The sequence below is a fragment of the Bacillus sp. FDAARGOS_1420 genome (assembly GCF_019344915.1).
Lineage (GTDB): Bacteria > Bacillota > Bacilli > Bacillales > Bacillaceae_G > Bacillus_A > Bacillus_A mycoides.
Genome location: NZ_JAHWJB010000002.1, coordinates 1,922,949 through 1,943,701 on the forward strand (window position 1 = coordinate 1,922,949; position 20,753 = coordinate 1,943,701).

The 20,753-nt window shown below is 35.1% G+C and carries 22 protein-coding genes and 1 pseudogene; 7 read left to right on the forward strand and 16 right to left on the reverse strand.

Translation table 11 applies throughout. From position 1 onward, the window contains the following. Positions 1 to 76: 76 nt before the first annotated feature. From I6L50_RS20080 to I6L50_RS20090, 3 genes are all read right to left on the reverse strand, one after another. The gene (locus I6L50_RS20080; RefSeq protein WP_002085072.1) at positions 77 to 742 is read right to left on the reverse strand and encodes a lytic polysaccharide monooxygenase; all 666 of its coding nucleotides are present in this window, start codon (positions 740 to 742) and stop codon (positions 77 to 79) included. 437 nt (positions 743 to 1,179) lie between these two features. Further along, positions 1,180 to 1,695 carry a DinB family protein gene (locus I6L50_RS20085; protein ID WP_219302627.1) on the reverse strand — a complete coding sequence of 172 codons (516 nt, stop codon included), beginning with the start codon at positions 1,693 to 1,695 and terminating at the stop codon, positions 1,180 to 1,182. Between the two features lie 254 nt (positions 1,696 to 1,949). Further along, on the reverse strand, positions 1,950 to 2,453 hold the full coding sequence (locus I6L50_RS20090) for a GNAT family N-acetyltransferase (protein ID WP_219302629.1): 504 nt from the start codon (positions 2,451 to 2,453) through the stop codon (positions 1,950 to 1,952). Between the two features lie 105 nt (positions 2,454 to 2,558). Here I6L50_RS20090 and I6L50_RS20095 point away from each other — a divergent pair, with 105 nt between their 5' ends. Both I6L50_RS20095 and I6L50_RS20100 read left to right on the forward strand, forming a co-directional pair. Next, entirely contained in the window at positions 2,559 to 3,200 is a 642-nt protein-coding gene (locus tag I6L50_RS20095) for an HD domain-containing protein (protein WP_219302631.1), read from the forward strand. Between the two features lie 85 nt (positions 3,201 to 3,285). Beyond that, on the forward strand, positions 3,286 to 3,558 hold the full coding sequence (locus I6L50_RS20100) for a hypothetical protein (RefSeq protein WP_113938511.1): 273 nt from the start codon (positions 3,286 to 3,288) through the stop codon (positions 3,556 to 3,558). 55 nt (positions 3,559 to 3,613) lie between these two features. Here the strand turns inward: I6L50_RS20100 and I6L50_RS20105 are convergent, their stop codons facing one another. From I6L50_RS20105 to I6L50_RS20135, 7 genes are all read right to left on the reverse strand, one after another. Next, positions 3,614 to 3,979, reverse strand: coding sequence for a carboxymuconolactone decarboxylase family protein (locus tag I6L50_RS20105; RefSeq protein WP_002085063.1), 366 nt, complete (start codon positions 3,977 to 3,979; stop codon positions 3,614 to 3,616). A gap of 126 nt (positions 3,980 to 4,105) precedes the next feature. Continuing rightward, entirely contained in the window at positions 4,106 to 5,596 is a 1,491-nt protein-coding gene (locus I6L50_RS20110; RefSeq protein ID WP_257475404.1) for an alanine/glycine:cation symporter family protein, read from the reverse strand. A gap of 132 nt (positions 5,597 to 5,728) precedes the next feature. Beyond that, positions 5,729 to 7,213 carry an aldehyde dehydrogenase family protein gene (locus tag I6L50_RS20115; RefSeq protein WP_219302635.1) on the reverse strand — a complete coding sequence of 495 codons (1,485 nt, stop codon included), beginning with the start codon at positions 7,211 to 7,213 and terminating at the stop codon, positions 5,729 to 5,731. 18 nt (positions 7,214 to 7,231) lie between these two features. Then, entirely contained in the window at positions 7,232 to 8,128 is an 897-nt protein-coding gene (gene dapA, locus I6L50_RS20120) for a 4-hydroxy-tetrahydrodipicolinate synthase (RefSeq protein ID WP_219302637.1), read from the reverse strand. Positions 8,129 to 8,150: 22 nt separating this feature from the next. Beyond that, on the reverse strand, positions 8,151 to 9,092 hold the full coding sequence (locus I6L50_RS20125) for a proline racemase family protein (RefSeq protein ID WP_219302639.1): 942 nt from the start codon (positions 9,090 to 9,092) through the stop codon (positions 8,151 to 8,153). Continuing rightward, on the reverse strand, positions 9,089 to 10,126 hold the full coding sequence (locus tag I6L50_RS20130) for a proline racemase family protein (protein WP_219302641.1): 1,038 nt from the start codon (positions 10,124 to 10,126) through the stop codon (positions 9,089 to 9,091). The genes I6L50_RS20125 and I6L50_RS20130 overlap by 4 nt, the downstream gene beginning before the upstream one ends. Further along, positions 10,123 to 11,298, reverse strand: a complete 1,176-nt coding sequence (locus tag I6L50_RS20135) for an NAD(P)/FAD-dependent oxidoreductase (protein WP_219302643.1) — start codon at positions 11,296 to 11,298, stop codon at positions 10,123 to 10,125. The genes I6L50_RS20130 and I6L50_RS20135 overlap by 4 nt, the downstream gene beginning before the upstream one ends. A gap of 182 nt (positions 11,299 to 11,480) precedes the next feature. On the opposite strand from I6L50_RS20135, the gene I6L50_RS20140 reads away from it, so the two are divergent. The 4 genes from I6L50_RS20140 to I6L50_RS20155 all read left to right on the forward strand — a co-directional run bounded on the left by I6L50_RS20140 (position 11,481) and on the right by I6L50_RS20155 (position 15,211). After that, on the forward strand, positions 11,481 to 13,142 hold the full coding sequence (locus I6L50_RS20140; RefSeq protein WP_219302645.1) for a sigma-54 interaction domain-containing protein: 1,662 nt from the start codon (positions 11,481 to 11,483) through the stop codon (positions 13,140 to 13,142). 227 nt (positions 13,143 to 13,369) lie between these two features. Next, entirely contained in the window at positions 13,370 to 13,645 is a 276-nt protein-coding gene (locus I6L50_RS20145; RefSeq protein ID WP_219302647.1) for a (2Fe-2S)-binding protein, read from the forward strand. Beyond that, a complete protein-coding gene (locus I6L50_RS20150; RefSeq protein WP_033708466.1) occupies positions 13,638 to 13,970 on the forward strand; it encodes a (2Fe-2S)-binding protein in 333 nt (110 codons plus the stop codon). Before I6L50_RS20145 ends, I6L50_RS20150 begins: the two co-directional genes overlap by 8 nt. Continuing rightward, positions 13,967 to 15,211: an NAD(P)/FAD-dependent oxidoreductase gene (locus tag I6L50_RS20155; protein ID WP_219302649.1), complete on the forward strand. Its 1,245-nt coding sequence runs from the start codon at positions 13,967 to 13,969 to the stop codon at positions 15,209 to 15,211. The genes I6L50_RS20150 and I6L50_RS20155 overlap by 4 nt, the downstream gene beginning before the upstream one ends. Before the next feature lie 69 nt (positions 15,212 to 15,280). Here the strand turns inward: I6L50_RS20155 and I6L50_RS20160 are convergent, their stop codons facing one another. The 3 genes from I6L50_RS20160 to I6L50_RS20170 form a co-directional block, all read right to left on the reverse strand. Further along, positions 15,281 to 16,003, reverse strand: coding sequence for a hypothetical protein (locus I6L50_RS20160; protein WP_219302651.1), 723 nt, complete (start codon positions 16,001 to 16,003; stop codon positions 15,281 to 15,283). A gap of 156 nt (positions 16,004 to 16,159) precedes the next feature. Continuing rightward, positions 16,160 to 16,468, reverse strand: a complete 309-nt coding sequence (locus tag I6L50_RS20165) for a YxcD family protein (protein ID WP_000447767.1) — start codon at positions 16,466 to 16,468, stop codon at positions 16,160 to 16,162. Continuing rightward, on the reverse strand, positions 16,456 to 16,905 hold the full coding sequence (locus I6L50_RS20170; RefSeq protein ID WP_219302653.1) for a hypothetical protein: 450 nt from the start codon (positions 16,903 to 16,905) through the stop codon (positions 16,456 to 16,458). The genes I6L50_RS20165 and I6L50_RS20170 overlap by 13 nt, the downstream gene beginning before the upstream one ends. 257 nt (positions 16,906 to 17,162) lie before the next feature. Here I6L50_RS20170 and I6L50_RS20175 point away from each other — a divergent pair, with 257 nt between their 5' ends. Then, positions 17,163 to 17,927, forward strand: a complete 765-nt coding sequence (locus I6L50_RS20175; RefSeq protein WP_002065900.1) for a DUF1836 domain-containing protein — start codon at positions 17,163 to 17,165, stop codon at positions 17,925 to 17,927. A 193-nt stretch (positions 17,928 to 18,120) separates the two neighbouring features. Here I6L50_RS20175 and I6L50_RS20180 read toward each other — a convergent pair whose 3' ends face one another. The 3 genes and pseudogenes from I6L50_RS20180 to I6L50_RS20190 all read right to left on the reverse strand — a co-directional run bounded on the left by I6L50_RS20180 (position 18,121) and on the right by I6L50_RS20190 (position 20,660). After that, the gene (locus I6L50_RS20180) at positions 18,121 to 18,960 is read right to left on the reverse strand and encodes a metallophosphoesterase family protein (RefSeq protein ID WP_219302655.1); all 840 of its coding nucleotides are present in this window, start codon (positions 18,958 to 18,960) and stop codon (positions 18,121 to 18,123) included. A 40-nt stretch (positions 18,961 to 19,000) separates the two neighbouring features. Next, a pseudogene (locus I6L50_RS20185) lies at positions 19,001 to 19,507 on the reverse strand (GNAT family N-acetyltransferase). A 37-nt stretch (positions 19,508 to 19,544) separates the two neighbouring features. Further along, on the reverse strand, positions 19,545 to 20,660 hold the full coding sequence (locus I6L50_RS20190; protein ID WP_219302656.1) for an HD domain-containing protein: 1,116 nt from the start codon (positions 20,658 to 20,660) through the stop codon (positions 19,545 to 19,547). Between the last annotated feature and the right edge of the window lie 93 nt (positions 20,661 to 20,753).

Sequence of the window (20,753 nt, forward strand, 5' to 3'; positions counted from 1 at the left end):
TAATTGTACTTTCTTCTATATTTTTCATAAAAAAGATCATCTAAAATGAATTAGATGATCAAAATGTATATTTAATTTAAAATAGTGTAGGAACTTGCACTACATTGTTAAACGCAAAATTGGAATTTAAACCATTATTCACAAGGTTCACATCAATAACTTGATAAAACGCATTTCCAGTGTCCGCAATCTCCCAAACAGCTAAAATAAGATGGTAGCCACTACGATCAGTTGGTACATTTGCTTCATGCGTTACTGTTGTCCCCGGTCTAACTCCGCCATCATTTTTCACATAGAACGGCACTAAATCTAAACTAGACCTTGTTAAAGGCATATTTGGATTCCAATCCTTCTTTGTAATGTAGTATTTCCATTCTTTCGTACTATGAGGTGCGGTTAGTTTCCACTTGAATGTATTCGTCCCGCCGTTTAACGTAACTTTCTTCCACCTATCTACTGATTGAGCGTCTAAAGCAGGAAAATGACCAGCACCTGCAATTTGTCCATCAGAAGGTCCTAATTGCGGAAAGCCGCCTATTCCTTCTACACTTTGTGGTTCATATTGAACTGGACCGCAATTTACATTTACCCCTTGCTTACATAAAAAAGATCGGCTTGCTGGTGATTCTACATACCCATGAGCTGAAGCCTTTTCTGAAAATCCAAATGTTAATAATCCCGTAAGTAATATCCCACCACTTAACATAATCTTTTTCATCTTTTGTAAACTTGTCTTTTTCATTCTTTCATCCCCTTCCCAAAAATGAAACGAAAATAACTATAGTTGCCTAGTCATCTTCTCTACAACCATTATAAGTGGAAGGGCATTACTAAAAGAACCCTCTAAAAACTTTCTCAAATTCTTTTAGCTACAAAAATATCAATTCTTCACGCATTTTAATTACCAGTTATCAAATCTATTATTTATTTTGTCGTTTTACTGTTAAATACTTATAACACCGTCTGAAAATACAAACGGCGTTAAAGTAGTTAATAATTACTTACAATTATATATCACAGTGTAGCTTCGAAAAAAGTTTGATTACATTAACTCTATAAACCTAGATAAAATAATACAAAGAAAAAGTGTGTTTTGAAAAAGATTAATCTAAACACGCTTTAAATATACTCAATTAAACCATTCGTTTATAAATAAATTACGAAATTGGCAAAGGTAGTCTAGTTATCGAATAGCCCTCTTCCCCTCAGATTTGCGGAAACAGGCTCCTTTCCTATTTCACGTGCCCATATAGATAACTGGCCGATATGGTGGATTTCATGGACAATGACATGACGTATTATCTCTCCGTGTGTACATTCAATGACTCGGCGCCTGATTGGGGCGTCTCTAGAGCTAATCGTTTCTTCATTGAAATCAGTTTCTGAAAGTTTCCGAGAATCCATTTCATTTGTCCAAGATGTCACAAATGGCTTCACTTTCTCGTGATATTGAGCTGAGAGATTTTTTACTTTTTGCAAGCTGGCATACTCTTCAAACAATGGCTCCTCAGGCACTGGCTCACCTCGCAAACCTAAGATCCACATATATTCCACATCTACAATGTGAAATAGTGTATGTAGTATACTACCAAACCCACCGGCCCGTTTCTTTACCAGTTCTTCATCCGGTATGTCTTCGCACCATGTAAACCAATCATCACGAACTTGCCAGTTATATTGAAACAGTTTCAACATCACAGCAACCTCCATCTTTTAGATTAACATTTAATATTCACCAAAAGACTTCAAAATTCCTATTTAAATAATACCTCGTATAAACCTATTAAAACCTTATACAAATTGGCCCTCAAATTGAACATTCAATATGAAGTTAATGAATGAAAAGAAAACCCCTATTATACAGGGGTTTATCAATCTTTTTATAAATCAATACTCAGACCTAATAACAACTTTGTGGTTTGAAAATATCCCTCTTTTTAAATAAAAAACTAAATCATTTTATAATAAATTATCGTTGCATCTAACTCACCATTCGGAGAAATTGCATACCCCGGTATTTTACCGGATTCTTGATAGTCTAATGACTTATACAATCTATTGGAAGGATCTCCTTCTCTCGTATCTAATACTAAAAGAGTCCTGTTTTCTTGCTTTGCTCGTTCCTCTGCTTTTTGCATAAGTGAACGTCCAATACCGTTACGTCTAAAGTTTGGATGAGTCATTAACTTGCAAATTTCAGCTCTATGTATCCCGTTAGGCTTTGTAACTAAATGTAATTGAACACTGCCCGCCACTTCATTGTTTATTTTAGCAACATACAATATCACTTCTGGTGCTAATACAGTTTGCCAATACTTCGCTGCTTCTTTTTCTTCTAGTGGAGGTAAAAAACCTATTGACGCCCCATCATCTACTACAGTTTTCAACAGTTCAGAAAGCTCTTCAATATCATTTTCTAGTTGCTTAATTTCTTCAATTACTAAATTTCGCATTACTTTTCCCCCTTTTATTTCATTGTAACAACTTTTAAAGAAGGAATAATGAAATTCTAAGATGAAATTATTAAATATATGATTTTTTAGAGAAAGGATACCTATATGAAATATATATTAGATAGGACATATGCAAGAGAATTACTCCAGTGGGCATATGAACAAAACCCAGGTCCGTGGTTCGATCATTCACGTAATGTTGCCCTTGCAACTGAAAAGATAGTTGTTGAACTTATTAATAATGGGTACGACCTAGATGCTGATATAGCATACAACGCTGCCCTCCTGCATGACATAGGAAGATATAAAGGTTTTACTAAATCTGTTATTCATTCCTATGATGGTTATATGTATATGAATGATTTAGGGTATACAGGAAACGCCATTATATGTGTGACGCATTCATTTCCTTGCAAAAATGAACATATAGATATCGCAGCGGAGTGGAGCATTGTTCCTGATTATATGGAAAGCCGGTTAATTGAAATATTGAATAAAAATAGTGACTATGACTTATACAATAAGGTGATTACCCTTTGTGACGCACTTGCTGATGCGGATGGATTTACTACTCTTGAAAAAAGATTGATTTCAGTTGGTTTACGTCATGGCACAACCTCTCATACTTCTTTACATTGGAAGGGATTCTATGCAATTAAGAAAGAATTAGAATCTTTAATTGGTAAGAGCATATACACACTTCTCCCTAATATAGAGACATCGATTTATAAAAATATAGAATATTAAAATAAACATAACTTAAAAACGCTAAAATTTGTATGTATGATTCTAAAAAACTCTTTCAAAATTGGAGGGAATAATTATTAGTAAAATGGGATTTGACTTGATAGAACATAAAGGTAACTTTGATTTTGGATATGAAGATATTACGGGTATATCTCGGAAATGTAAATTTTCTAATTGTTCGCATACAAATGAACCACACTGTGCAATAAAAAAAGCTATCTCTGACGGCATACTTTCTGAAGAAATATTTAATAGTTATTATAGAGATTTAAACGAGCTACAATATGTTTCTAAACAGAGTAATAAAACAAAAGCTATCGATTATATGAAACAATTGAAACTCTTCCAAAAAAATTAGGCTAAACTAAAAAGCCCTCCTTAAAATAATTTTTTCAAGGAGGGCTTTTTCTTGTTTAATGACTTTGATGTTTCAATTCCACCAGACATTCTTGTACTAAGGTTACTGCCTGACTCATTGCAGCTCCCCCAGCAAACGCGGCTGAAACACCACAAGCTTCTAAAATTTCTTTATCAGAACATCCTTGGTCGATACAGCCCTTCGTATGATAAATCGTACAATATTCGTCTTGTGTTGCTAAACTAATCCCTAATGCAATGAGCTGCTTTTCTCTTTTAGTTAATGTACCCTCCTGAAAACATGCTTGTGTAAAAGCGTTATATGTTTCTGCAATTTCAGGGATTTGTTGCGTAAAATTCCCTATACCTTCTTTATAATCAAGTAATACATCATTTATAGAGCCATATTGTTGATTTTCCATCGTATATCCTCCATTCATTTTATTCACACTTACTTTAGTATGAGATAAAATGAAGGGTATATACAAATATTCACTTTTAAAAAATAGAATGAATTTTCAGTTTATTCAACTTTTAAATTTGCACATCTACAGTTTCAGCCCATTATCTACTGACACTTTTTCTTTAGAATTTTTCCTTTCAACCTCTTTACTTCTTTCTTCCCAAAATGTTAAACCTTCAATTCCCACATTTTTAGGATCAAACACTGGATCTTTCCCTTCTTTTTTCTGCGTTTCATAGTCTTTTAACACTTTTAATGCAGTTTTACTTAATAATAGAATCGCGATTAAGTTTAACCATGCCATACTACCGATTCCTAAATCTCCAAGATTCCATAAAAGCGACGCTGATTCTACACTACCGATGTAAACCATAATTAAAAATCCAATTTTTAAAACTGGCTTTAACCAACTATATTTGAGCCCACGATCTAAATAAGTAAGCGTCGTTTCAGCGATATAGTAATAAGCAAGCAAAGTTGTAAATGCAAAGAAGAAGATTGCGATTGAAATAAATATTGGACCAAATCCGGTCATAACAGTTTCAACTGCTTGTTGTGTATAGATTGGACCTGCATCTACATTTCCTATATTCTTTACAATAGCGCTTTTCCCTTCAGGTATTACATTATACATACCTGTTATTAAAATCATAAGCGCTGTCGCTGTACATACAACAATTGTATCGATATATACAGAAAACGCTTGAACTAACCCTTGCTTTGCAGGATGTGATACTTCAGCTGCAGCTGAGCTATACGTCGCTTCTCCAACACCAGCAACATTTGAAAATACAGCACGTTTTACCCCCCATGCAATAGCTGCGCCGACGATGCCCCCAAACATTTCATTTACACCAAATGCACTTGAGAAAATTAAAGCAAACATACTTGGAATTTCCGTTACATTCGCAATTAATACGATACATGTAACAATTACATAACCAATTGCCATAAATGGAACTAGCATTTGAGAAACGCCCGCAATTCTCTTTACGCCACCAAAAATGATAGCTGCTAATAATACGACTAACAATATACCAGTTATATATTTGCTAATACCATTAGAATTTTCAAATCCAACTGCGATACTACTCGATTGAATACCTGGTAATAAAACGCCATATGATAGTGTTACAACGACCGCTACAATGACCGCAAACCATTTCATTTTCAAGCCTTTCTCAATGAAATATGGCGTACCACCACGGTATTCATTGCCTACTTTACTTTTATATACTTGTGCTAATGTTGATTCAACAAATGCACTAGCTGCTCCTAATAATGCCATCACCCACATCCAAAATACAGCTCCAGGTCCGCCGAAAGCGATAGCTGTCGCTACTCCTGCGATATTACCAATTCCAACCCTACCTGATAACGCCAAACAAAATGCTTGAAAGGATGATATCCCAGTCTCCGAGCTCTTCCCTTCAAATAATAGTTTAATCATCTCCTTAAAATAGCGAATTTGTAAAAAACGAGTTGCAATTGTGAAATACACTCCTGCTCCTAATGCGAAAACAACTAAGCCAATACTCCAAACTTGCCCTACTAACCATTCTACTAACTGCTCCATCCAAATCCCCCTTATCATTCTTTTGAAAAAGCAATTTTATATATAAGAAAACGGACAACTATTATTAAACCTTCCAGTTGTCCGCATCTCTCATTATTTCATCCCTCTATTTATTAACAGTTAGACTCTCTATTACTTTATATTTACCCAAACACTTTTCACTTCTGTATAGTTATCAAGGGCGTATGAACCTAATTCACGTCCAACACCAGATTGCTTATATCCACCAAATGGTGCAGCAGCATTTTCTAGGTTATAATCATTAATCCACACTGTTCCTGCCTTTAATTTATTGGCAACTTGATGCCCTGTTTTAATATTTTGTGTCCATACACCCGCAGCAAGTCCATATGAAGAGCGATTTGCTCTTTCAATTACTTCTTCTGTCGAATCGAACGGGAGTACAACGACAACTGGTCCAAAAATTTCTTCCTTAACAATTGTCATATCGTCTGTAACATTTGTGAATACTGTTGGCTGTACAAAATAACCTTTTTCAAATGCACGTTCACCGCCCGCTGCAACAGTAGCACCTTCAGCTCTTCCTTGTTCAATGTAATTTAGCACACGCTCTTGTTGTTTTTTAGATACGAGCGGTCCCATTTCAGTTTCCGCCTCCATACCTGCTCCAAGCTTCACGTTATTTGCCATTTTCACAAGTTCATTTACGACTGTTTCATAATGCTTTCGATGAACGAAAACTCGAGATCCTGCGCTACAATTTTGACCATGATTATACATAATTCCTTGGAACGCACCGTTAATCGCTTCTTCTAAGTCAGCATCTTCTAAAATGATGTTTGGTGACTTACCACCAAGTTCTAATGTTACATGTTTAATTGTTTCTGCAGATTGACGCATAATGTATTTCCCTGTAACTGTTGAACCTGTGAAAGCTACTTTATCAATATCATGATGGTTTACAATTGCCGATCCTGCTTCAGGTCCGAAACCTGGTACAAAGTTTACGACACCGTTTGGAAAACCAGCTTCTTTAAAAAGCTTCGCTGTATATAGTAAAGATAAAGGTGTTTGCTCTGCTGGTTTTAATACAATCGTACAACCTGTCGCAAGAGCGGCTCCCATTTTCCAAGAAGACATAACGAGCGGAAAATTCCACGGAATAATTTGACCTACAACGCCAACCGGTTCATGGCGTGTGTAATTTAAATAATCTTTTGAAATTGGAATTGTTTGCCCGATAATTTTTGTAGCCCATCCCGCGTAATAGCGGTAATTTTCTACAGTCGCTGCAATATCATCATCAAGTGCTACTTGATATGGTTTTCCATTATCTAAAGCTTCCAGCTGTGCTAATTCTTCTCTATGCTCTTCAATTAAATCTGCTAATTTATAAATAAGATGTGCTCTTTCAGCAGTAGTCATCTCTGCCCACGGGCCTGATTCAAAAGCAAATCTTGCCGCTTTTACTGCGATATCAACATCATCTTCTTGCGCTTCACATACAACCGCTAGAACGTCTTCTGTCGCTGGATTGTATGTTTCAAACGTCTTACCACTAATAGAAGGAACAAATTCGCCATTAATAAACATTTTAATTTCTTCATTTAAAAACGCTTTCACTTTTGGTTTCAGCTCAATGTTTGTCGTTAACATATATACTCTCCTCCTTATTTAAACAGCTGCATGAGCTGCAATTTCTGATAAAATCGTTTGAAGCTTTTGATCTTCTTCTTCCGTTAATCCTAATCTCGGATAGCGAGAAGGTCCGCCGACTTGTCCGTGTAATTCCATTGAACGTTTAACGATTTGTACATATTTCCCTGATCCTTCAAGAAACTCACAAAGAGGTAAAATAGCATCGTTCATTTCCCACGCTTTTTCTAATTCACCATTTTGAAAATGCTCATACATTTTCGTAACGAGTCCTGGAACGATATTTCCTGCTACTGAAACCCATCCCGATGCACCAACTAAATAAGATTCCATAACTAAATCTTCAGATCCACAGAAGACTTGAAAAGCACCTTCGCCTTGTCTTACTAAATCTCTCGCTTTTCGAATATCTCCGCTAGATTCTTTAATATGTGTAACATTTTCACATTCTTTTCCAATACGGAGCATTAGCTCTGTACTCATATCAACACCAGAAGTAAATGGATTATTGTATAGCATAATTGGTATATTTACAGCGTTTGAGATTTCTTTAAAATGAAAATAAATTTCCTCTTCTTTCGGTTTACAGTAATACGAGTTTATAATTAAGGCACAATCTGCTCCGTGCGCTTCTGCATGTTTCGTATATTCAATCGTTTCTTTCGTCGTCTCCGCAGCAGTTCCAACAATAACTGGAATACGGCCATCAACTTCTTTTAATACTGTTTCTACCATGTTGAATCGTTCTTCTTTTGATAAACTAACAAATTCTCCCGTACTTCCATTAATAATAATTCCAGCTACTTTTTGCTCAATAAAGTAGTTTACGTTTTGTTTTACACCTTTCCAATCAATCTCTTGAAACTCATCCATTGGTGTTATTAATACTGGAAATGCCCCTTTAATATTTTGCATCTTTCTCTCTCCCTTTAACATATTATTTTAATAAGAAACCTGTTGGAAACGGATCGGTAGGATCTAATATAAATGTTTGCATACCTGTAATAAACCCTCTACTTTCAAATCGGAAAATATATCCGAGTTCTTCTTTCTTCACTTTTTCTACTGTTATAAAGCTATTAAAAATACTTTCATTTTTAAAAGGTTTATCCGCTATATATTCATTTTTAAATAAAGCATGAACATAAGACACAATAGTAGAAACAAAACCTGGTGAACGTACTATAAAGTTATCTTCATGAAATGTAATCGACTTTATATGGTTCTTTTCTTTTTGCATAGAATCTACTAAAATAAGTCTTTTTATTAATGACTGTTTTTGTATATTTTGAAGTGTAGCTTCACCCCATTTTTTTAATTTAGAGATGTTTTCAATACTGATTTCTGGCGAATACGTATCCTTTTCTACAACTGCATATACTTTATCTGCCTGTATGAGAGAGTAACTTATATTACCAATCTTTAAATTTTTTTCAATCATATAACATAGTTTACTTTCAAACGAAACAGATACAACTTCATCATTCTCTACATATGCATCCACTGAAAATATGCCAGATAGCGTTTCGATTTTGTATTGATTAGACTCTCTCTTTTTTAAATACCCGCTTTCTAGTAACATCGTTATTACTGCGACAATGCCTCCGTAATGAAGAGGAATGGATCCTTCATGATTAAAAAACAATACAGCTGCATCCACTTCATTATGAATAGAAGGAACGACAATACATCCATTTAAACCGATAAAACCACGTGGTTCATTTAATAAAAGCTTCATTTCTTCTACTAATTCACCTGAAAATTGTTCGTTTAATTGCTCCAAACTGTAATAGTATTTGCATGGTACGTCTTTCATTACACGAAACGCCTCGCCATTTACGTGTACGTCTACTGCTGTATACATTTTTTGAATATTCATTTTACATCCTCCGTTTCATGTTCCATCGGCGGAATTAGCAAAAAGCCTTCTTTAAGTGGATCCTTTTCATTGTAAAAAAATCTATGCATACCCATAAGCCAAGCTGATCCTGTAATTTTCGTTATTACAGCTTCAATATTTTCCACATATGTCGTATTTATGACACACCCTTTAAATAATGAACCAACGATACTCTCATGAATAAACTCTTCATCGATTTTAATTTTTTTATGAGCGTATAATACAGCTAACTTCGCTGATGTTCCTGTGCCACATGGAGATCGATCAATTCCTCCTGGCGGAACAACAACTGTATTTTTCACATGCACACTTTCATGAGTAGGATCTGTATAAAATTCAACATGTGTTAATCCTCTTATAAACGAATACTCTGGATGAATGATTTCAAACTTCTCATTAATTGTATTTCTAATATGAATCGCCTTATCAATGATTGTAGATGCGTTTTCTGGTACTAACTCTAAACCTACTGACTTCGCATCGATAATGGCATAAAAATTCCCTCCATACGCAATATCCGCCTCTACAGTTCCAATTTCTTCGACGTGTACAGAAATATTTTTCAGTAAAAAGGCTGGTATGTTACAGAAGGAGATTTCTTTCGCTTTCCCATCTTGAACAGAAATATCTACTTCAACTAAGCCAGCTGGTGTATCTAGCTTTAAAGAAGTAACAGGTTCAATTACTGGAATTAAACCTGATTCAACTAAAGCTGTACATACACCGATTGTATCGTGGCCACACATCGGCAAATATCCACCTGTCTCTATGTATATAACACCTATATCAGCTTCAGGATGACACGGATCAGTTAATAATGCCCCTGACATTACATCATGACCACGAGGTTCATTCATTAACAATTTCCGAATCCAGTCATACTCTCTTTTCATATGTAACATCTTCTCTGCCATCGTCTCTCCAATTAACTTAGGAAGTCCGCTAATTAATGTCCTCGTTGGATTCCCGCCCGTATGTGTATCAATTGTCGTAAAGACTCTTTGTGACCTCATCCGTTTAACACCCTTTCTGTAAAACGACTCAAACGAAGTGGTTCAATAGGAATGATTGTTTCTTTTTCATTTAATAACTCTTCAATCACTTTCCCAGTAACTGCCGCAAGACTAATTCCATCACCTTCATGTCCTGCTGCTATAAAGTAGTTCGGAATATGTTCCACTCCTGAAATGATTGGCAAATGATCTTCTGTCCACGGGCGTAATCCAGCATATGAACGAATCACCATCATATCTGCCATTTTCGGATAAAAACGAATTGCTCTATTTGCAATACATTTAATAACCTCGTTATTTATCCTCGTATGAAAACCTACAAACTCTCTACTACTACCAATTAAAAAATTTTGGCTTTCTGTCGGTTCAAATACAAGAGCTACCCCGTATTTCTCAGTTAAAGCATCCACTTTTCGTTTTCCACCAAATTTAGAAATTAAATAACCAAATTCCATTACTTTACGGCATCCAACGTGTTGTTGCCTTGAAGCTACAATAATATGTCCCTTTCTCGGCTCAATTGGGATATTCACATCTAACATCTGTCCGATTTTAGGAGCCCACACACCGGCTGCGTTCACCACTTGTTTCGCAGTAAACGTTCCATTTGTCGTTTCTACAATAAAGGAACCGTCTATATCTCTTTTCACTTCTTTAACTTCTGTATGATTAAAAGCTTTCGTACCAAATTTCTTCGATTCTGTAAGAAGTGAAAAAGCAAGAAGATATGGATTTACAGTCGAATCAGTTGCGCATTCTAAACCACCTAATAAATCATCCGCAAAAAATGGTGATTCCTCTCTTATATCTTGCCTATCAAGCATTCGAAATGGTAAGCCAGCCTCTTTTTGACGATTTACCCATTGCTGCGCTGCCTCCATCTCTTCGTCTGATTCACAAACGAGAATGCTTCCTGGCGCCCTATATTCAAATGAGTGTTCCAACTCTTCACTTAATTCAGTTACTAATTTTTGACTTACTAACGACATTTGACTATCAAATCCTGGGTCTTTATCAATAGCCAAAATGTTCCCGTCACACCGTGAAGACGTCCCACTAACAAATTCTCCTTTTTCGATGATTGTTACGTCTCTTCCGTATTTTGATGTGTAATAAGCGATAGAACATCCTATAATACCACCGCCTATTATTAAAACGTCACAGTGTCTCACATAGCACCCCTCCTTTCTCCTAAATCTCTCACTTTCTATTTATGCAAGTGGTGTGCCAACTCTACATACAGAACTATTTATATGAAATAATTTTTATTTGTAAAAATATTTTAAATTTATCGTAAATAGGTGTATTATTTTTTTATCACTGTCTAAATTTTTATACATAACAGGAGGACAATATGGCATTTTCATTCCCAACAATAAAAGAGTTAATAAAATTTTTGTCAATTGATTGTACAAGTATCGTTAAGAGCATGAAACAAGTAGGTGAAAAATTTTATTACCTCCATTCACCTACTGAGGAATGGAGGTGCGCAGTTATATATGAAGATGACTCTTTCACTACTTTAATCGACGCATTTTCTCATGAACTATCCGTTGTCATCATTAAAGAAAATCAAGAGCCTTTATGCTGTATAACTGCTCAGCAAATGATTCCTTTTCTTTATAAGTATTACAATGAACTACTAGCTTTTTATAACACTGTTATTCAAACGTCTGATTCTTCTGTTACAGTCATCGACGATAAAGAATGCGTTCGTACTTGGACAGATGGCGCTGAAAAGATTTTTTCAGTGAACCATAATGAAATTATCGGACAACCCATCACCCGTTTTTTTGATTATAAAGATTTAGAAATTCTGCAATCATTACATGACGGAAAAAGCATAATTGCTCAGTTCCATCAGCCCCGTCCAGATTTGTTCGTATTAATTAATTCAAACCCCGTTTATTGCAACGATAAAATTATTGGAGCAGTCGTTTCAGAAACGGATGTTACAAATCAAGTCGTATTAAATGAAAAACTATTTAATATGTCTCATGAAATGCACCGTTTAGAACAAGAAGTAGCAAAATATAAAGATACATCCGATCCTTTCCTTGCGATGAATGGAAAAAGCCCTGTTATACAAAGAACGATTCAATTAGCTAGAAAGGTTTGTTCAGTGAAATCTACGGTCTTAATACTAGGAGAAAGCGGAGTTGGAAAAGAAGTGTTTGCGAAAGCAATTCATGAAGCAAGCGAAACAGCAAATGCCCCTTTCATTTCAATTAACTGCGGCGCAATCCCAGAAGCGTTATTTGAAAGTGAATTATTTGGTTACGAGCGTGGGGCTTTTTCTGGTGCAAATAGTAAAGGTAAGAAAGGTAAAATAGAACTTGCACAAGGCGGTACTTTATTCCTCGATGAAATAGGCGAGATGCCGCTCGATATGCAAGTGAAACTTTTGCGTGTACTGCAGGAACGAAAGTATTACCGAGTTGGTGGAGAAAAAGAAATCAATATTGATTTCCGTATTATCGCTGCTACAAACCGTGATTTACAAGAAGAAATGAGAAAAGGAACTTTCCGAGAAGATTTATACTATCGCTTAAATGTAGTTAGCTTGCTTATTCCACCGCTGCGCGAAAGACGAGAGGATATTATCGAATTGACGTACTCCTTTTTAAACGATTTTTCAATAAACTATAACAGGCCTATTCGAGACTTACCTTCAAATATTATGCATGAACTACTTCATTACAATTGGCCTGGTAATATTCGCGAGCTCCGCAACGTAGTTGAAAGACTCGTCGTATTTGCGACAGACGGCATTATTAAACAAGAATATTTACCATTTCATACAAATGAAACTTTAGACAATCATACAGCTCACTCCCTATTACTCAGCAACAATAATACGATTCTTTCTTTACAAGAAGAAATGGATGAGCACGAGAAAAAGGTAATTGAAAGAGCTTTACGCATTTTAGATGGTAATAAATTAGAATGTGCGAAACAACTTGGCGTAACGAGGGCCACTTTATATAACCGTTTAAAAAGACTGGGGTTACAATAAAGTGAAACTTTAATCAGTGGGGGTTTTGTTCATCCCCACTTGATTATCAGCCCTCACCAATCGGGCTTTTACGGGCAGCCCGACCCCCACCTAACTTCTTTGCTTTCACTGAATTTTGAGGTGGGGTCTTACTGCCCAGCAAATAGCGGGATAATCCCTCTCCTCCTCTATATTGGCATAGTTTTTGCATAATAATTTATGTAAACCGAACTAGAGGAGGAATACATATGACGAATAAAGAGAACTTAATTGTTTGTCGTTGTGAAGAAGTTACATACGGACAACTTCAATCGACAATTGCTGAATATAAATGCTCGGCAAGAGAATTAAAACTAAGAACACGTGCTGGCATGGGATTTTGTGGTGGTCGCACATGTAGAATAATGATAGATCGAATGATTGAAAGTACAAACCCTGACATAACTCCCAATGAAATACCTTTAAAATATCAACCACCAATACGTGCGGTTACTTTTGGAGCGGTAGGTGAAAATCATGAGTAGAATTACAAATCACCCTATTTTAGGTAGTTTAAATAATAATCAGCACATCACTTTTCAATTTAACGGTCAACAATACGAAGCATATGGACATGAAACGATAGCGGCCGCTCTACTTGCAAACGGAATAAGAACGTTAAGAGTGCATGAAGATAGCGGAACTCCGCGAGGTATTTATTGTAATATCGGGCATTGTTCTGAATGCCGCGTGACTGTAAACAATCAAACGAACGTACGAGCTTGCTTAACTGTAGTTGAAAACGATATGGTTGTTGACAGCGGAAAACAGCATCCAAATATCGTGAGAGCGATGGTGAAAAAGCGATGATCGATGTAATTATTATTGGTGCAGGACCAGCAGGATTATCAGCTTCCATCTCTTGTGCACGTTTTGGACTTAACGTACTTGTTATTGATGAATTTATGAAGCCGGGCGGGAGATTGTTAGGACAGTTGCATCAAGAGCCTACTGGAGAATGGTGGAACGGAATAGAAGAGTCAAAACGCCTTCACGAAGAAGCAAAATCTCTTTCAGTCGATATTCGGTGCGGTGTTTCCGTATATAACTTAGATGAAGATGAGGGGTCTTGGTTCGTGCATACAAATATCGGTACGCTAGAAGCACCGTTCGTACTAATTGCTACTGGGGCTGCGGAGTATTCTATTCCCCTACCTGGCTGGACACTTCCAGGAGTTATGTCAATTGGAGCAGCTCAAGTTATGACAAATGTTCACCGCGTACAAGTTGGAAAAAAAGGAATCATAATTGGCGCTAACATTTTGTCTTTCGCCATTTTAAATGAATTGCAATTAGCTGGAATCACAGTGGATCATATTGTACTCCCTGAAAAAAGCGAATTAAGCCAAAAAGCCGGTGAACCAGAAGAAGTTTTAAACTCACTCTTAAATGCGGCTCACCTCGCCCCATCTGCTTTCCTACGTATAGGTAGTCGTTTTATGAAGTATGATTGGATTCGAAAAGTTGGATTAACATTTTATCCAAATAGCGGCATGAAAATAAACGGGACGCCGCTTCATCTTCGTAAAGCTGCACTTGAGATTATCGGAGCGGAACAAGTTGAAGGTGTTCGTGTTGCTAACATTGACTCTAAAGGGAATATTATTAACGGATCAGAAAAGATATATGAGGCAGACTTCGTTTGTATAGCCGGAGGTTTATATCCGCTTGCTGAGCTTGCGGCTGTAGCGGGATGCCCTTTCCATTACATTCCAGAATTAGGCGGACATGTTCCACTTCATTCAGAAGAAATGGAAACCCCTCTTCCAGGTTTATTTGTAGCTGGAAATATTACTGGAATTGAAAGCGGAAAAATCGCGATGGCGCAAGGAACGGTTGCTGGATATTCAATCGTAAAACAAGCTAATAAAACATCTAATTCGATTGAAAAACATTTACAACAAGCAATTCAAAATGTTCACACTGTACGTCAGAAAGCTGCGATTCAGTTTAATCCGATGATTGGTGTTGGTAGACGGAAGATGAATGAACTTTGGCGTGATTTTCATTCTAAAAAGGATACTTCATATAAGCAACAAGAAATTATTTAATATACTTATACTACACTTTCTATGACAAAAAGCTCCCCTTATCAACAACAATAAGAGGAGCTTTTCAAATTATTTCACTTCAATTGTCCAATCACCATCTGCTTGAATAGTGAATATATGTATACCGTTTTCTTTTACAGGCATTTTTTTCGTTGTATCAGCTGCACCAATTTCATTAAATACTATACTATCATTTAATTCAACAATAAAATTACTTTCACCGTTCATATGTACACCATGTAACTCTTTCAAGCCTTTTTCAAGTTTTACAAAAACAGCATCAGATCCATGGCCACTAATTGTTCCCGGAGTTGTTATTACTTTATCCATTGAAATAGACTGTGACATATTAACTTTCCAATGACCATCCGCTGTAGGATTAATGAAATATTTACCGCTCTTTTTTATGAGAACTAACCTTTTTTCTTTTCCATTACCAATAAAATTTGAAAGTGAACCAGCGTCATTACCTTGTTCGTCTTTCAACTCAAGAATCGCATTACTTTCTCCTGTATGTTCTACCTCAGCAATGACAAATCCAGATTTCAATTCAAAAAAGTCAGAAGAATTCTCACCATCACCTTCTAATAACACATTATGATCTTGAGATAATCTCTCCACTGTACTTTTTTCTGTTATTTCTTTAGCTTTTGGACTAGTAGTTCCAGTTTGTTGTTCCACATTATTATCTTTCTTTTCGTTCGCTTGTACATCTTTCGTTTGTTCTGTTGAATTGCAAGCAGTTAAAGATAAACAAACCGTAGCTAATGCTACTAATAATTTATTTTTCATTATATCCTCCTATTAACATAAAATATTCTTGATTATAATAACATGCTTTTACCAATTCATTAGTTTATGAATAATTGGATTTTATCCCAAAAGAAGAAACATACTAACAATATGAATCCAAATAAAAAACTGTTAGAGCATACAGCTCTAACAGTTTTATTGTTCATTATTATTAAATTTCGCTAATGCGTAAATGCCTTCTTCATCATCTAATTCAAGTTGCAATCTTGCAGCAAATGAATTGACGTTGTATTCTCGATCAAGCAACAAGCGTAGTGCTTCGATTAAGTTTGCTTGAATTAAAATTTGCTGGCGACCATTTACCTCTACTTCTGCAGAGAAACCGTAGTCATCATCATACATTAGTTCAACTGAAACTTCTTCTGGACCAACTTGTCTTTTTTCAGCGATATATACGCAAAGCGCATTTATAAGCTCTTGTTCAGAAATTTTTATTGTTTCCATGCTACTTCATCTGCCTTTTTCTTACGTTGATCTTTGAAGTATTTAAATGCACGAACTGCTAACATTACGATACCAGCCATTAATAACATATTTACCATAAACGCTAATACAGAACCAAGAGCTCCCATATTTGCAAATAAGCTACCCATTAGTAAACCACCAAGACCACCTAGTAATAAACCTTTCATAAAGCCACCTTTATTACTTTTTGGCGCTGTGTTTGTTGCTTTTGTTTTTGAATCAGTTGTCGTTTTTTGTGAATTCACATTAGAATCTTTTTTGTTTAAATCAACTTTTGACTTTTGACCTGAACTTGGTGTATATGATTTTTTACCAGATTTGTAACTTTTCGCTTCCGCGTGATTTACGAACATAAAGCTACTTGCTCCAAAGATAACCATGAATGCTGTCATTACTGCTACAAGTTTTTTCAACATATTATATCCATTCTCCTTTTATATAGATATATGTGAAATCTACCTTTCTAGTAAATTCAGAATGATAGATTTGTTTTAAAACCATTTTAAAGGTTCTTATGAACTTATTATATGAACTTTTGTCGAAATATGCAAGCATTATTTACTTACGACAATTTCATGACATAGGAAAAATTAAGCAAAACGGAATTGACTTTAAATGAAACAAAACATATTATAAGTTCATAAGAACTTTTTATAATTTTGGAGGTGAAAAGATGGAAACATTTCATCTCACACGAAACGAAATGGCAACGCTCCTTCTATCACTAAGAGGATGGAATACGAAGAAGCCTCTCGGCATTTTACAAGAAGCTTGGGCAAAGTCACATAAAAAAGATATTGAAAGCGGACAAAGCGTTACTGCTTTTATTACAACCGCACTTTCACCTATTTTTGAAAAATTGATTAAGATTGACGATACGGATGTCGGTTTTTCTTTAAATGAAATAGTTGCGCTTGGCAATCAGATTGAAAACACGAGTTTCTCTGTAACTGCTATGCAAAACTGGGTGAAACGAGATATAAAAGAAATGATTGGCTCACCTCAAAAAGGGAAAAAATACTCAATCGAACAAGCAGCATTACTATTCATTGTCGAAGATTTAAAAACAGCGCTTGATTTTGAATCTATTCGCAAACTATTACGACTCATCGTAAATGACCCGGCCGATCGAAGTGATGATTTAATTAATCCTCTTCATTTATATGTAGCTTATTCTTCTTTATTTGAAGAACTGAATCAAGGGAATTGCTTACAACTAAATGCTACAGATACAGTTCATACGATCGAAAATATCGTAAAAGAAAAGGCTGATAAAATAGCAAGTAAGTTCGATCAAATTAATAACGAACAACGCGAAGCAATTCGTAACGCTATTATTATCGCCACACTTTCTGTACATACCGCTTATGTACAAATGCTAGCAAAACGTTACGTTTCAGCAACGTTATTTTTACAAAATTTAGATGTGAAGCCGTAAAAAATAGGAGCAGAATTGCTTCTATTTTTTTTATAACAAAAAGGTATTTAATTTTAAAGACGAAAACAAGCATAACCCTGTCGTATATTGAGAACAGGGTTATGCTTATTTTCCCTCGATGTAAGATACTTAACTACACTAAACAATTTAATCAGAAATTCTTTTAAAATCTAAATTTCATTCCATTAGATTCCTAACCGATTTTTTCCATAAATCTAATTACTTCATCCCTATAATTGAATTTATCATTAATTTTTTGTAATAATTCAATATCATGAGTATGGGTTTTTCCTGTTTCGAGCAGTTCTCGATATAAATCAATATACGGAAGTTGTTTATTAATAGCATTTTTTAATTCCTTTTCTACATCATAAGAAATTTTTTTAAATCTCACCTCTGCAATCCCTGCCTCATCAATTTCAAGAATTGCATACTGAGCACGTAGGTCAGAGTTTAACTTGTCCCATCTGTAAAAAGGTTGTCCAATAGTTCCTGGGTTAATAATTAATTGATCATTGCTACTATAGCGTAACAATTGGTGATGGGTATGAGCGTAAATTGCAATATCATAATCATGATCAAATAACTGATCAAAATTTCCCTGATTATTAGTGGGCCATAAATCTCCTCCATAATTTTTATTTGGTAGATTATGACTAATACTGATAGATAAATCATTCACCCGTTTTGTTATATGTAATGGTAGATTTTTAATATGATTTATATAGTTTTTATCCAGATTTTCACATTGATACTGCACTAATCTAGAAACATAAATATCAGTAGCGTTATTAATATCAATGTTTTTATTAAGCACATCAAGAAAGCTATCTTCCCAATTCCCTTGAACATAAGTATCAACGTTAATACTCTCTAACATCTCAAATAAATCATTCGATCCAGGCCCAGGCATAATTAAATCTCCTAAAAACCAATAATCAGTCACACTTTCTTTAATAGAATCTTCGATAACTGCTTTTAAAGCAGTTGCATTACCATGGACATCGGCCAGTAAAGCAATTTTATGTTTCATGTATTTCATTTGCCTCCCTTAATTTACAGTACATTCAGAATTAATTATATGTAATTTTTTCCTCTTTCTTAATTCTATGCATATCATACACTTTCACTTGATTCTCTATATACGACTTTTCTTTTTTAAATCCAGCTTTCTCATAACAACGAATGGCCCTCTTATTATCTTCCCTAACTTGCAATACAACGGCTTGTATATCCGGATCTAAAAATGATTTACTAATAAAATACTTTGTAATCTCCGTTCCAAGCCCTTTTGAATATAAATTCGAAACACCAATGAGGATAGAGTATTCCATCACGCACGCATCGTCATATTGCTTCTTTTTTAATCCGACTCTCCCTATTACTTCATCCTCTACTACTATTACATGATAACTCGCATAAGACCGCGACAATTTTCCAGTCCAATACTGCCGAAGCTCTTCGATTGTATATCGCTTAAATGATTTCACATCTGCTATGTTATGTAAATCTTCGTCGTTATATCATTCTAATATAATTGGCATATCATCCAATTCTAAAAGACGTTCTTTCCAATCCATATTTCTACCTCATTCATTTTTAAATTTTCGAACCAATTTAAATTGAATACGCATATTCTTTTTTAGGCAATTTTACTATCTCTTGAATGAAAGGTGATTGTTCTATAATATCCTCTAACTGATCATTACTATAAACATAAATACCACCCATGTATGAACTGTAAGCCTTTTTTTCAGTTATTACTGCTAAGGTGCTATTTTCCTTTTTAAAATCACCCTCTAGTCCCTTTTCAAATGATAAACTTTTAGAAGCTGAAAAATATAGCTGGATTAACGTCGCTATTTCTATGTCGTCTGATTTTGCAAAATACTTTATTTCATTTAAAATCATTTCATCTTGTAACGGAAGAAAGTCCTCTACTTCTAACCTCTCCCCTTTATGAAAGAAATTTTGTAACTCAGGAGTATAGAACGAAAGATTTTTCTCCTCTACCTTTTTAAAAATAGATTGTATTAATAAGTCTTTCCCTATTACAAATGGATGGCCAAAGCCATTATTGTAAAGCCCTTCTTTTATTTTCATTAGTTGTTCGATCAAAGGGATTCCTGATTCTTCAATAACAAGTTTACCGTTAATAAAACGCATATTAGCAATCAATTCTTCTATTCGTAAGCCCTCCAATTCAAGCGTGGAATAATATAAATCTCTATTCCAAAAATCTAATTGATCCATTCCTAATGAATTAAATAATAGCTCATCTATAATCGGAAAAACTCCATCTTCGGTTAAAGCTTTCGTTACATCTTCTAATAATCCAGAAGTCTGATTTAAAATCGTGCGTATTTCCTCATCCTCCTGAATCATTCGAACAGTCCAATCACCATGATCCTCACCTGATATTTGCTGAAAACAATGTGAATATGGACCATGTCCAATATCATGGAGAAGAGCTACAGTGGACACTAGCTTTCGCTCATATTCTGACAAACTAAAATCCCCAACGCCTGTAAGATGTTCTATCGCTTTATTTACCAGTACATATACACCTATCGAATGCTCTTTTCTTGTATGTATTGCGTTCTTATGTAAAAAATATGTATGCCCTTGCTGTTTAATATAGGCCAACCTTCGAAATGCTTTAGTATCGATCAACCCTATGATATCTCTATTTTGAATAGTAATTGGTCCGTAAATAGGATCTGTAAGACGCATAAACTCTCCCCCTTTGTAAATTCACACTTACATCATTATACAAAATTTTCAGTCTATCCGTCCTTTCCTTCTCTTTAAATATGAGAAATTTTT

Bases quoted from the DNA above. Each gene is read 5' to 3' on its own strand.
- I6L50_RS20130 (WP_219302641.1), bottom strand. From the start codon at position 10,126: ATGAGGTCACAAAGAGTCTTTACGACAATTGATACACATACGGGCGGG.
- I6L50_RS20175 (WP_002065900.1), top strand. From the start codon at position 17,163: ATGGAAACATTTCATCTCACACGAAACGAAATGGCAACGCTCCTTCTA.
- I6L50_RS20145 (WP_219302647.1), top strand. From the start codon at position 13,370: ATGACGAATAAAGAGAACTTAATTGTTTGTCGTTGTGAAGAAGTTACA.
- I6L50_RS20170 (WP_219302653.1), bottom strand. From the start codon at position 16,905: ATGTTGAAAAAACTTGTAGCAGTAATGACAGCATTCATGGTTATCTTT.
- I6L50_RS20125 (WP_219302639.1), bottom strand. From the start codon at position 9,092: ATGAATATTCAAAAAATGTATACAGCAGTAGACGTACACGTAAATGGC.
- I6L50_RS20165 (WP_000447767.1), bottom strand. From the start codon at position 16,468: ATGGAAACAATAAAAATTTCTGAACAAGAGCTTATAAATGCGCTTTGC.
- I6L50_RS20180 (WP_219302655.1), bottom strand. From the start codon at position 18,960: ATGAAACATAAAATTGCTTTACTGGCCGATGTCCATGGTAATGCAACT.
- I6L50_RS20080 (WP_002085072.1), bottom strand. From the start codon at position 742: ATGAAAAAGACAAGTTTACAAAAGATGAAAAAGATTATGTTAAGTGGT.
- I6L50_RS20095 (WP_219302631.1), top strand. From the start codon at position 2,559: ATGAAATATATATTAGATAGGACATATGCAAGAGAATTACTCCAGTGG.
- I6L50_RS20090 (WP_219302629.1), bottom strand. From the start codon at position 2,453: ATGCGAAATTTAGTAATTGAAGAAATTAAGCAACTAGAAAATGATATT.
- I6L50_RS20190 (WP_219302656.1), bottom strand. From the start codon at position 20,660: ATGCGTCTTACAGATCCTATTTACGGACCAATTACTATTCAAAATAGA.
- I6L50_RS20110 (WP_257475404.1), bottom strand. From the start codon at position 5,596: ATGGAGCAGTTAGTAGAATGGTTAGTAGGGCAAGTTTGGAGTATTGGC.
- I6L50_RS20085 (WP_219302627.1), bottom strand. From the start codon at position 1,695: ATGTTGAAACTGTTTCAATATAACTGGCAAGTTCGTGATGATTGGTTT.
- I6L50_RS20155 (WP_219302649.1), top strand. From the start codon at position 13,967: ATGATCGATGTAATTATTATTGGTGCAGGACCAGCAGGATTATCAGCT.
- I6L50_RS20150 (WP_033708466.1), top strand. From the start codon at position 13,638: ATGAGTAGAATTACAAATCACCCTATTTTAGGTAGTTTAAATAATAAT.
- dapA (WP_219302637.1), bottom strand. From the start codon at position 8,128: ATGCAAAATATTAAAGGGGCATTTCCAGTATTAATAACACCAATGGAT.
- I6L50_RS20105 (WP_002085063.1), bottom strand. From the start codon at position 3,979: ATGGAAAATCAACAATATGGCTCTATAAATGATGTATTACTTGATTAT.
- I6L50_RS20160 (WP_219302651.1), bottom strand. From the start codon at position 16,003: ATGAAAAATAAATTATTAGTAGCATTAGCTACGGTTTGTTTATCTTTA.
- I6L50_RS20100 (WP_113938511.1), top strand. From the start codon at position 3,286: ATGGGATTTGACTTGATAGAACATAAAGGTAACTTTGATTTTGGATAT.
- I6L50_RS20115 (WP_219302635.1), bottom strand. From the start codon at position 7,213: ATGTTAACGACAAACATTGAGCTGAAACCAAAAGTGAAAGCGTTTTTA.
- I6L50_RS20140 (WP_219302645.1), top strand. From the start codon at position 11,481: ATGGCATTTTCATTCCCAACAATAAAAGAGTTAATAAAATTTTTGTCA.